The organism is Pseudomonas sp. GL-R-19 (assembly GCF_019956375.1).
Classification (GTDB): domain Bacteria; phylum Pseudomonadota; class Gammaproteobacteria; order Pseudomonadales; family Pseudomonadaceae; genus Aquipseudomonas.
On record NZ_JAHBDJ010000039.1, the window covers coordinates 1 to 11,899 of the forward strand.

Consider the following 11,899-nt stretch of genomic DNA (forward strand, 5'->3'; position numbering starts at 1 on the left):
TTCTTGACGACCATAGAGCATTGGAACCACCTGATCCCATCCCGAACTCAGCAGTGAAACGATGCATCGCCGATGGTAGTGTGGGGTTTCCCCATGTGAGAGTAGGTCATCGTCAAGATTAAATTCCGAAACCCCTATCTGCGTACGCAGGTAGGGGTTTTGTTTTTGCGCCTGATACCACCGGCGTATCGGCTCGCCGGTAACTGGTAGGAGCGAGCTTGCTCGCGATGGACTTAAGAGCGCCGCGTTTAGCCAGTAAACACGCGTTATCGTTAACGACCATCGCGAGCATGCTCGCTCCTACAAGATCAATTCGGTCGAGACTCGGCGATCGCTCCGGTGCGGGCGATCACGGTCAGGATCGACAGCGCGGCGATCACCAACCCCGGTGAAGTTGCCAGCAGCACGCCAGTGGTGCCGGCCCCGGTGGCAAGGATCTGGCCGGCGGCCAGGGGACCTGCCACCGAGCCGAGCCGGCCGATGGCCACGGCCGCGCCGACGCCGGTGGCGCGCACCGAAGTCGGGTAGGAAGGGGGTGCCAGTGCATACAGCACAAGCTGTGCAGCCATGACGAACAGCCCGACGGCAAACCCCGCGATTGCCATTGGCACGATACCCACCGACAGGCCGACCCCGGCCAGTGCCGCCAACACTCCTGCGTACACGAACAGGATCACTTTCAGGCCGTTGCAGCGGTCCAGCATCACCCCGCCAAGCAGCGAACCAATGGCGCCGCCCAGGTTGAACAGCATCTGCACCATGCCTGCCTGGGGCTTGGTGAAACCCTGTTCCAGCAACAGCGAGGGCAGCCAGTTGAGCAGCATGTACATCACGGTCAGGGTGAAGAAGTAGCTCAACCACAAGGCCAGCGTGCTGCGTGCGCGTCCTTCGCCGAACAGCGCCTGGGCGGTAGACGACCGTGGGCTGACGGTCGTGGCGTGGTGCTGGCGGAACGCAGTGGATTCGGGCAGCAGCAGGGCCATCAGCGGCACCACCAGCAAGGGCGTCAGGCCGCCGATGATAAAGGTGGTTTGCCAGTGTTCACTGGAAAACATTGCCACCACTGCCGCCAGCGCGCCACCCAGGGGCACGCCGCAGTACATGACGCTGATGGCGGTGCCGCGATGGCGCTCGCCCACGGCCTCGGCACACAGGGCAATCAGGTTGGGCAGTGCGGCGCCCAGGCCCAGGCCGGTCATGAAGCGCACCAGCAGCAGGCTGGAATAGCTCTCGACATAGGCGGTGCAAAGGGAAAAGACACCGAACAGCAACACGGCGCCGACGAGGATTTTCTTGCGGCCGATACGATCGGCAACCCAGCCGCCAAAAAACGCGCCAGGTAGCAGGCCAATGATCCCGGCGCTGAACACCCAGCCCATCATCTTCGGGTCCAGGGCAAAGCTCTGGCGCAATCCTGCGGCAGCGGTGCCGGCAGCCTGCAGATCGAACCCCTCGATCAGCGCAACGATAAAGCACAAAGCGATTGTCAGCGTCGAGCGACGCGATGGACTGTCCATGGGTGAACCTCATTGTTGTTTTTGTTATGCAGTCGAGCCCTCCGTGCGTTGGGAGCGCCGTCAATGACCGCCGGCGATTAAGATAACAAAGATAACTAAAAAAAGAATGGTGTCGTAAAATCAGCGTAAATAAAGAATAAATCGATAAAAAACAGTTTGTTATGGATTTGTTGGAGATAATTTTTAAAAATAGATAATAATATTAATGTTCGATAATCGATCATCTGCGATTGACGACGCCCCTTGGCTGTTTCCATTCTCTGATCGTGAAGCCGGCAGTCCCGTGCGGGTCCGGCACCAGAAAAACAATAAAAAGTGGACATCGAACATGCCAAAACGCCCCATGAACACCGGTTCAGTAGCGTCGCTCTCCTGTGTCTGCAGTACCCATCCCGGGTGGGTCGTGGCGCTGCTAGGCGTGAGCGTTCTGCCCTCTCAGTTGCGGGCCGAAGGATTTATCGAGGACAGTCACGCGAACTTGACCCTGCGCAATTACTACCTGGACCGTGAATACCAGGACGACGGCGCCAAGACTGCCGCGCGGGAATGGGCTCAGGGTTTCATCCTGGGCATGGAGTCGGGGTTTACCGAAGGGACTGTGGGCTTTGGACTGGACGTGCGGGGACTGCTGGGGGTCAAGCTCGACTCCGCTCCGGATCGCAGCGGCACTGAACTGCTGCCGGTGTCGGCAAGCGACAAGCGCGCGGCGGATGACTATTCGCGGCTGGCTCCGACGGCCAAGCTGCGGTTTGCCCAGACTACGATCAAGAGTGGCGATGTCTCGATCTTCCTGCCGTTTGCCTTTGCCAGTCCGTCGCGACTGCTGCCACAAACCTTCCGCGGCACCACGCTCAGTTCCAGGGACATCGATGGCCTGACCCTGAACACCGGCTACATCGACCGCATCAACAAGCGCGATTCCACGGACTATCAGGCCATGAGCATCGCCACGCCAAACCGGCGATTCAACGGCGCCGCCACCACCTCGCATCTGGCGTACGCAGGGGGCGATTATCAGGTCAACAAAGAACTCAGTCTGCGCGCCTACCATGCCGAGGTGGCCGACCTGTACCAACAGGACACTCTGGCATTGCTGCACAACCTATCGCTCGGCGAAGGCGTGTTCACCAGTGACTTGCGCAGTTTTTTCAGCCGCGAGGATGGCAGCGCCAAGGCGGGCAGGGTGGACAATCGTAACCTCTCGGCATTGTTCGGCTACCGCCTCGGCGGGCACCGAGTGAGCCTTGGCTACATGCATTCCAGTGGCGATACGGCGACGCCGTACATCTCTGGCACGGAGTTGATGGGCATGAGCGAACAGACCATGGCTTCGGATTTTCTCAACGCCAGGGAGCGCACCTGGCAAGCGATCTATGACTATGACTTCGTCGCATCCGGGGTGCCCGGTTTGAAGGGGCGGTTGCGTTACGTGCGCGGCGACAATATCGAACTGGCCGCCTTCAACGCCGAGGACCGCAAGGAGCGCGAGTTCCAGATGGAACTGGGTTATGTGATTCAGAGCGGCCCGCTGAAAAACGTCGGGCTGTTGGCGCGCAAGGCGATCTATCGCAATGACTTCCCGAGCGGTACGGCGTTTCGTGATGAAAACCAGACCCGGTTCCAGGTGCTTTACACCTTGCCGATCTGGTAGTGCCGGGTTGCTCGATGTTCCTTGCCGGCCACCCCTCGCAGGTGTGCCGGCATTACGCGTTCAGTCCTGGTAAACCTTTCTCAGCAAGCGCAGCAACTCCTCGCGCTCTTCGCCGGTCAGCGTTGAAGTGGAGTCGAAATCGCTTTGCGCGGCGATCTGCTTGAGCTCCTTGAGCAAGGTTTCGCCGGTCTTGCTCAGGAAAATTCCGTAAGAGCGTTTGTCCGGCTTGCAGCGCACCCGCACCGCCAGCGCGCGGCTTTCCAGCTTATTGAGCAGCGGCACCACCTGCGGCGGCTCGATGGCCAGGGCCCGGGCCAGGTCGGCCTGCATCAACCCTGGGTTCTGCTCGATGATCGCCAGGGCCGAAAACTGCGCGGGGCGCAGGTCGTGGGCTGACAGGCGACCGATCAGGTTCTGGAACAGTTTGAGCTGGGCGCGCCGCATCGCGTAGCCGATCAGGTCATCCAGTGCCGAATCCAGCGGTGCCTGCATCTCGGCGGTGGCGGACGGGGACTCGCTCTGATCGGCGAGGAGAGAAGGCTTGGCCATTGCGGGTGAATCCTGAACAGTTGGAGGTTAACAAACGTATCCAGTTTGCCGGGGTTGGCCGCTGATGGCTATGCCCGTCGTTCATGGCGATGGGATCGGAGGATATTTCAGGGTGGATAAAAAATGGTTAATTCGATTAATAGTTAATTGACATAACTAAATGGGTCCTTTAATTTCCAGTCATCTTCAAGCCAAGAACAAGAGAGCATCGCCATGAGCAACTACGAAGGTCGCTGGACAACCGTCAAGGTCGAGATCGAAGAAGGCATCGCCTGGGTCATTCTCAATCGCCCGGAAAAACGCAACGCCATGAGCCCGACACTCAACCGGGAAATGATCGATGTATTGGAAACCCTGGAGCAGGATCCGGCGGCCGGCGTGCTGGTGCTGACCGGTGCCGGCGATGCCTGGACCGCGGGTATGGACCTCAAGGAGTATTTCCGCGAAGTGGACGCGGGCCCGGAGATCCTCCAGGAAAAAATCCGCCGCGAAGCGTCGCAATGGCAATGGAAACTGCTGCGCATGTATGCCAAGCCAACCATCGCCATGGTCAACGGCTGGTGTTTCGGTGGCGGCTTCAGCCCGTTGGTGGCCTGTGACCTGGCGATCTGCGCCGACGAAGCGACCTTCGGCCTCTCGGAAATCAATTGGGGCATCCCGCCGGGCAACCTGGTGAGCAAGGCCATGGCCGACACCGTGGGCCATCGTCAGTCGCTGTACTACATCATGACCGGCAAGACCTTCGGAGGGCAGAAGGCTGCCGAGATGGGCCTGGTCAACGAAAGCGTGCCGCTGGCGCAACTGCGCGAAGTCACCGTGGATCTGGCGCGCAACCTGCTGGAGAAAAACCCGGTGGTGCTGCGTGCGGCCAAGCATGGCTTCAAGCGCTGCCGCGAGCTGACCTGGGAGCAGAATGAGGACTACCTGTACGCCAAGCTTGACCAGTCGCGCCTGCTCGACACCGAAGGTGGCCGCGAGCAGGGCATGAAGCAATTCCTCGATGACAAGAGCATCAAGCCCGGTCTGCAGACCTACAAACGCTGAGTCTGATCGCCGGGTGCATGTCCGCCCCGGCGCTTCACATCGCTCGAATGCATTCCCGATAAAGACAATAAAGAGGAATCACCATGCTCGACGTGCCCCTGCTGATTGGCGGCCAGTCGCTCCCTGCTCGCGACGGTCGGACCTTCGAACGCCGCAACCCGGTGACCGGTGAAGTGGTATCGCGGGTGGCCGCCGCCACCCTGGAAGATGCTGATGCCGCGGTGGCTGCGGCCCAGGCAGCGTTTTCCGCCTGGGCCGCCCTGGCGCCCAATGAACGTCGCAGCCGTTTGCTCAAGGCCGCCGAGCAGTTGCAGGCGCGCAGCGCGGAATTCATCGCCGCCGCCGGCGAGACCGGGGCCATGGCCAACTGGTACGGATTTAACGTGCGGCTGGCAGCCAACATGCTGCGTGAAGCGGCGTCGATGACCACCCAGATCAATGGTGAAGTCATCCCCTCGGATGTACCGGGCAGTTTTGCCATGGCCCTGCGTCAACCCTGCGGTGTGGTGCTCGGTATCGCCCCGTGGAATGCCCCGGTGATTCTCGCCACCCGCGCCATCGCCATGCCGCTGGCGTGCGGCAACACCGTGGTGCTCAAGGCCTCCGAACTGAGCCCGGCGGTGCACCGCCTGATCGGCCAGGTCTTGCAGGATGCCGGCTTGGGGGATGGCGTGGTCAATGTCATCAGCAATGCCCCGGCGGATGCCCCGGCGATTGTCGAGCGGCTGATCGCCAACCCGGCGGTGCGACGGGTCAACTTCACAGGTTCGACCCATGTCGGGCGCATCGTCGGCGAGCTCTCGGCACGCCATCTCAAGCCGGCCTTGCTGGAGCTGGGCGGCAAGGCGCCGTTGCTGGTGCTCGATGATGCCGACCTGGATGCGGCGGTGGAGGCAGCCGCTTTCGGCGCGTACTTCAATCAGGGGCAGATCTGCATGTCCACCGAGCGACTGATCGTCGATGCCAAGGTCGCCGATGCTTTTGTCACCAGGCTGGCGGCCAAGGTCGAGACACTGCGCGCCGGTGATCCCGCGCTGGCGGACTCGGTACTCGGTTCGCTGGTGGATGCCAGTGCCGGAACGCGCATCAAGGGGTTGATCGACGATGCCCTGGGCAAGGGCGCGCGGCTGGTGGTCGGCGGACAACTGGACGGCAGCATTTTGCAGCCGACCCTGCTCGACGGCGTCAACGAGACCATGCGTCTGTATCGCGAAGAGTCTTTCGGCCCGGTGGCGGTGTTGTTGCGCGCTGAGGGTGATGAAGCGTTGTTGCGTCTGGCCAACGATTCCGAGTTCGGGTTGTCGGCGGCGATCTTCAGTCGTGACACCGGGCGCGCCCTGGCGCTGGCCCAACGAGTCGAGTCGGGCATCTGCCATATCAATGGCCCGACCGTGCACGACGAAGCGCAAATGCCCTTCGGCGGGGTCAAGTCCAGCGGCTACGGCAGCTTTGGCGGCAAGGCGTCCATCGAGCATTTCACCCAGTTGCGCTGGGTCACCTTGCAGCATGGACCGCGGCATTACCCGATCTGAACCGCAGAAATAACAATAAAAAGGCGGCAGCCACCACCATGCCCATTCGAGCGGCCTGGTGGTAGCGTGCCTTGATGGAGAACAAGCACGTGAGTTCCGAATTCAGATCGCAACCCCACACCGAGGCCAGCGCGCCGCGCTACCGTCATGTGTCCATCGGTCGCGCAGCGGTCGAGGTGACAGAACAGCAGGGCGCATTGCACATGCGTTCCCTGGAGCCATTGGCCGAGTATCCGCCGCGGTTGCTCAACCGTTTGGTGCATTGGGCCCGTGTGCGTCCAGAGCAGACCTTTATCGCCGCCCGCCAGGCCGACGGTAACTGGCGCCGGGTCAGTTACGCCGAGATGCTCGACAGTGTCCGGGCGATTGCCCAGAGCTTACTGAGTTACGGCCTGTCCGCAGAGAAACCGCTGGTGCTGCTCTCGGGCAATGACATCGAGCATTTGCAGCTCGCCTTCGGCGCCCTGTATGCGGGCATTCCCTACTGCCCGGTGTCGCCGGCCTATTCGCTGCTGTCCCAGGATTTCGCCAAGCTGCGTCACGTCTGCGACCTGCTGCAACCCGGCCTGGTGTTTGTCAGTGATGCCGCGACCTACCAGCGTGCCATCGAGGCGGTGCTACCCACTGAAACGCCCATGATTACCGTCCGGGGCGAAGTAGCGGGGCGTCGTCAGGTCAGCTTTGCCAGCCTGCTCGAGCAGCCGGGCGGGGCCGAGGCCGATGCCGCGTTTGCCAGCACGGGGCCGGACAGCATCGCCAAGTTCCTGTTCACCTCCGGCTCGACCAAGCTGCCCAAGGCGGTGATCACCACCCAGCGCATGCTGTGCGCCAACCAGCAGATGCTGTTGCAGACGTTTCCGGTGTTCGGCGAAGAACCGCCGGTGCTGGTGGACTGGCTGCCGTGGAACCACACCTTCGGTGGTAGCCATAACGTTGGCATCGTGCTCTACAACGGTGGCAGCTTTTACCTGGACGACGGCAAGCCCACGGCGCAGGGTTTCGCGCAGACCCTGCGTAACCTCAAGGAAGTGTCGCCCACCGCCTACCTGACCGTGCCCAAGGGCTGGGAAGAGCTGGCCTCGGCACTGGAGCAGGACGCGGAGCTGCGGGAGGTTTTTTTCAAACGCATCAGTCTGTTCTTCTTTGCCGCGGCCGGTCTGTCGCAAAGTGTCTGGGATCGGCTCGACCGAGTCGCCGAACAGCACTGCGGTGAACGTATCCGCATGATGGCCGGGCTCGGCATGACCGAGGCTTCGCCGTCTTGCACCTTCACCACCGGGCCGTTGTCCATGGCCGGTTATGTCGGCTTGCCGGCACCCGGTTGCGAGGTGCGCCTGGTGCCGGTGGACGGCAAACTGGAAGGGCGCTTTCGTGGGCCGCACATCATGCCCGGCTACTGGCGGTCACCGCAGCAGACGCGCGATGCGTTCGACCCGCAGGGCTTCTACTGTTCCGGCGATGCGCTCAAGCTCGCCGACCCGCGCGATCCGCAATTGGGGCTGATGTTCGACGGGCGCATCGCCGAAGATTTCAAGTTGTCATCCGGGGTGTTCGTCAGCGTCGGGCCTTTGCGCAGCCGTGCGGTGCTCGAAGGGTCGCCCTGTGTCCAGGATCTGGTGGTGACCGCGCCGGATCGTGAATGCCTGGGCGCGCTGGTATTTCCACGGATGATTGAATGTCGGCGGCTGTCAGGGCTGGCGGCCAGTGCCAGCGATACCGAGGTGTTGGCCAGCGCGCCGGTGCGCGAATGGTTCGCCGCCTGGTTGCAGCGACTCAATCGCGACGCCACGGGCAATGCCAGTCGCCTGGAGTGGATCGCCTTGCTCGCTGAGCCGGCGTCCATCGACCGGGGTGAAATCACCGACAAGGGTTCGCTCAACCAGCGTGCGGTATTGCAGTGGCGTGCGGAGCAGGTCGAGGCGCTGTATCGCGGGCTCGATCCGGCGATCCTGCGCGCCGATCGACCTGGGCATCAAGGTCGGGCGCAAAGTACTGGCTCGCGCGGGAGTCGATCCGCTGGCGGTTGACAGCGTGTTGACGGGTTCCGGCACTGATTTTGCGTCGACGACGGTGAGTTGAACCGTCGATGTGACAGACTGGCGGAGTTCTTCAGCCGCGGGGCGTGGTTGAGCATTGCCCTGTGGCGATTCTCTGACTGCCTCGCAACTCCACAGCTGTATAAAAGGCTGGCTGCTGGTGGGCGGTCCGACCCATCGGCTCATGAATTGGCACGTCCCGTCAACGCACAGCTGGTAGTCGCCAGCCTCAGGGGTTCGCCCCAGTTTCAGGGGTTGCAGGGGCGGTAAACGGCGCTGGAAGTGCCAACTGCCGTTTTCCAGTCGGGCATCATCAGGTATCTCCATTCCCGCACCGTTACCTCGGACCCTGGCTTCTTCCAGAACCAGGCCTTTGCGGGTGACGCGATAGTCTTCTTCCCAGCGAGTCTTTTCGATGCTGTGATTCCACGCCAGCGTGAAATGGGACACCGGCAATTGGGCCCAGACGCCGCCGGCCAGGCCCAGGCACAGGCCGATCATGCATTGGCCATCCCTGCGTGCCTGGACCGCCAGACGTGCTGAAGTATCACCAGAATCCCAAGTGCGAAGCCGATTTCATCGGTCAGCGGCAGCGCCACGACCAACAGGCCCCCCGCACCAAGACTCAACAAGCGCTCCCAGACGGCCATTTTCTGTTGCAGATAACCGGTGGACGCCACTCCCCACAGACCGACCGCCAGAATGGTCTTGATCAGCATGTAGGCAGTCATCCACAAATTGTCACCTTGCAGCATCAGCGCCGGGTTATAGACAGCCATGAACGGAATGACGAAACCGGCCAGCGCAATGCGTACTGCCCACAGGCTGATCTTGAATCCGCTTTCTTTGGCGATCGGGGCTGCGGCAAAGCAGGCGAGGGCGACCGGTGGTGTCAGGTCGGCGAGGATGCCGAAATAGAACACGAACATGTGCGACACGATCAATGGCACACCCAGTTCCAACAGGGCAGGTGCTGCGATCGAACTGGTGATGATGTAGTTGGGTATGGTCGGAATGCCCATGCCCAGCACCAGGCAGGTGACCATCGTCAGTATCAGTGACAACAGCAGGTTGTCCCGGCCAATGGCCAATATGTAACCGGCAAACGTCGAGGCGACGCCTGTGAGCGTAACCATACCGATGATCACGCCCACCAGCGCACAGGCGATCCCTACCGGAACCGCATGGCGTGCGCCTTCGACCAGTGCGTGCAGGCAGATAATCAGCGTTTCCCGACCGCCCTTGATGAACCAGCACATCAACATCAGCACCGCAATGACCGCAAAAATCACCGCGATTCCGAGTTGAAAAAAGCCTGTACACAGCACGCCCAGTGCAACCCAGAACGCACAACGCAGGCCGAAGTTTTGCACCCTGAGAATGATCGCCGAGCCGAGAATCACGATGGCGGTCAATGCCAATCCGACCATGCCGGAGAACAGCGGGGTGCGCCCGGAAAACAGCAGGTAAACCAACACCAGCAGGGGAATCAGCAGATACCAGCTTTCCTTAACCGCGCCTGATGCGCTGGGGCACTGGTCCTTGGGCAATCCCTTGAGGTTGGAGCGCTTGGCTTCCAGATGAACCATCCAGAACACTGAGCCGAAATAGAGGATGGCGGGTATCACTGCAGCCTTGGCAATTTCCACGTACGGCACATTGATGGTTTCGGCCATGATGAAGGCTACCGCGCCCATCACCGGCGGCATTATCTGGCTGCCCATGCTGGAGGTGGCTTCCACTCCGCCGGCAAACGCGGGCCGATAGCCAAAGCGCTTCATCAGTGGAATGGTGAATTGCCCCGTTGTCACGACGTTGGCAATCCCCGAGCCGGTAATGGTCCCCATCAAGGCCGACGAGGCGACGGCGACCTTGGCCGGCCCCCCGAGCTTGTGGCCGAACAATCCCATGGCGAAGTCGGTAAACAGCTTGATCATGCCGGCTTCTTCCAGGAAAGCGCCGAACAGGACAAACAAAAAGATGTAGGTGGCCGATACATAGGTCGGTGTCCCATACAACCCTTCGGTACCAAAAGACAGTTGATTGATGATCTGGTCGAAACCATAGCCCCGATGGGCCAGTTCGCCGGGTAGATACTCACCGAACAAGCCGTAGGCCAGGAACAGGCCACAGATGATCGGCAATGCAGTCCCCATCACCCGTCGGGCGGCTTCGAAGACCAGGGCGATCAGCAGGACACCCATCACGGTGTCTGCCGGCGTCAGGTCGCCGGAGCGCTGGATCAGGTCCGCCTCGAACACCCATTGATACAAGGCGGTGACGATGCCTGCCAGGCTGAGCAGCCAGGCCAGCGGTTGCCAGGGACGGGCCTTGCCGTGGGCGGGGTAACTGAGAAAGACCACCCAGAGCAGGAAACCGACGTGCACTGCGCGTAGCACCTGGCTTGAGATGGGTGAAAAGGCCGCGGTGACGATCTGAAATATCGAAAACAGCAACGCTACGTAAAACAGGGCTTTTGGCCAGTCCCGCGGGTTCGCGTAAATGCCGTGATGCTCGTCACTCATTGGTTGCCTGCCTCATGACCGCACTGGATAGGGAGATTCGATGACGCAGTGGCAACCCGGCCTACTGCGCCTCGCGCGATTACAGCGCGCCCTTTTCCCTGTAGTAGCGTTCGGCGCCTGGATGCAGCGCGATCGGCAGGTTTTTTGCTGCTGTTTCCAGCTTGATGTCCTTGGCTGCCGAATGTGAGTTACCCAGACGTGTCAGGTTTTCGAACAACAGTCTGGTCATTTCATAGACTACTTCATCGGGCATGTCGGCGCGGGTCACCAGAATGTTGGTGATAGCAACCGTGGGCACGGCTTCGGTTTGTCCGTCATAAGTGTTGGCCGGAATCATGGCACTCTGATAGGCCGGGTTGCCGATTTTCGCTACCACCTCAGACGGGATGGCGATGTAGTTCAGTGGCATGACAGAGGACAGGTCGCGAATGGCCGCCATGCCCAACCCGGAAGATTGCAATGTCGCATCCAGTTGTCTGTTCTTGATCAGCTCGACCGACTCGGCAAAGGGCAGGTATTGCACTTTACCCATGTCTTCATAGGTCAGCCCCGCTGCTTTGAAGATCGCTCGCGCGTTCAGTTCGGTACCCGACTTGGGCGCCCCGACCGAGATGGTCTTGCCTTTGAGATCCGCGAGAGTCTTGATCCCCGATTCCTTGCTGGCCACGATCTGAATGTAATTGGGGTAGGCCCCGCCAATGGCACGCAACTTGGTCAGCGGTGTCTTGAAACCAGCGTCTTGCACGCCGTTTTTGGCATCGGCAACCGAGTCACCCAGTGCCAGCGCCAACTCGCCTCGACCGGCTTGCAGCAGGTTCAGGTTCTCCACCGAGGCCTTGGTGGCCTGGACCGAGATCTTCGAGCCGGGAATGCCATCGCTGTAGATCTGCGACAAACCAACACCAATCGGGTAGTAAACCCCGCTGGTTCCGCCGGTCAGGATGTTGATGAACACCGGCGCGGCCTGAGCGGCGGTGCTGATGGCCAACGTGGCGGCGACCAGCAGGGCGAAGCGTCTTTTTACTCGCATGGGGAGCTTCTCCGT

General features: G+C 61.0%; 8 protein-coding genes, 1 rRNA gene and 1 pseudogene. 5 read left to right on the forward strand and 5 right to left on the reverse strand.

The window, feature by feature from the left end; genetic code table 11:
- Positions 1-2 precede the first annotated feature (2 nt).
- Positions 3-118 (forward strand): 5S ribosomal RNA (gene rrf / locus KGA83_RS19795).
- Positions 119-308: 190 nt separating this feature from the next.
- On the opposite strand, the gene mhpT is transcribed toward rrf, so the two are convergent.
- Positions 309-1,517: a 3-(3-hydroxy-phenyl)propionate transporter MhpT gene (gene mhpT, locus KGA83_RS19800; protein WP_115947805.1), complete on the reverse strand. Its 1,209-nt coding sequence runs from the start codon at positions 1,515-1,517 to the stop codon at positions 309-311.
- Between the two features lie 343 nt (positions 1,518-1,860).
- Here mhpT and KGA83_RS19805 point away from each other — a divergent pair, with 343 nt between their 5' ends.
- Positions 1,861-3,168, forward strand: coding sequence for an OprD family porin (locus KGA83_RS19805; protein ID WP_223530634.1), 1,308 nt, complete (start codon positions 1,861-1,863; stop codon positions 3,166-3,168).
- A 60-nt stretch (positions 3,169-3,228) separates the two neighbouring features.
- Here KGA83_RS19805 and KGA83_RS19810 read toward each other — a convergent pair whose 3' ends face one another.
- Positions 3,229-3,717 carry a MarR family winged helix-turn-helix transcriptional regulator gene (locus KGA83_RS19810; protein WP_115947807.1) on the reverse strand — a complete coding sequence of 163 codons (489 nt, stop codon included), beginning with the start codon at positions 3,715-3,717 and terminating at the stop codon, positions 3,229-3,231.
- Between the two features lie 213 nt (positions 3,718-3,930).
- On the opposite strand from KGA83_RS19810, the gene KGA83_RS19815 reads away from it, so the two are divergent.
- From KGA83_RS19815 to KGA83_RS19825, 3 genes are all read left to right on the forward strand, one after another.
- A complete protein-coding gene (locus KGA83_RS19815; protein WP_115947808.1) occupies positions 3,931-4,761 on the forward strand; it encodes a p-hydroxycinnamoyl CoA hydratase/lyase in 831 nt (276 codons plus the stop codon).
- A gap of 83 nt (positions 4,762-4,844) precedes the next feature.
- Positions 4,845-6,293, forward strand: a complete 1,449-nt coding sequence (locus KGA83_RS19820) for an aldehyde dehydrogenase (RefSeq protein ID WP_223530596.1) — start codon at positions 4,845-4,847, stop codon at positions 6,291-6,293.
- Positions 6,294-6,382: 89 nt separating this feature from the next.
- On the forward strand, positions 6,383-8,320 hold the full coding sequence (locus tag KGA83_RS19825; RefSeq protein ID WP_223530598.1) for a feruloyl-CoA synthase: 1,938 nt from the start codon (positions 6,383-6,385) through the stop codon (positions 8,318-8,320).
- 132 nt (positions 8,321-8,452) lie between these two features.
- Here KGA83_RS19825 and KGA83_RS19830 read toward each other — a convergent pair.
- The 3 genes and pseudogenes from KGA83_RS19830 to KGA83_RS19840 form a co-directional block, all read right to left on the reverse strand.
- A pseudogene (locus KGA83_RS19830) lies at positions 8,453-8,830 on the reverse strand (DUF1850 domain-containing protein); the annotation flags it as partial.
- Positions 8,827-10,854 (reverse strand): TRAP transporter permease, encoded by a 2,028-nt coding sequence (locus KGA83_RS19835; RefSeq protein ID WP_115947811.1) that lies wholly within the window; start codon positions 10,852-10,854, stop codon positions 8,827-8,829. The pseudogene KGA83_RS19830 and the gene KGA83_RS19835, both read right to left, overlap by 4 nt.
- 79 nt (positions 10,855-10,933) lie before the next feature.
- Positions 10,934-11,884, reverse strand: coding sequence for a TAXI family TRAP transporter solute-binding subunit (locus tag KGA83_RS19840; RefSeq protein ID WP_115947812.1), 951 nt, complete (start codon positions 11,882-11,884; stop codon positions 10,934-10,936).
- Positions 11,885-11,899 lie beyond the last annotated feature (15 nt).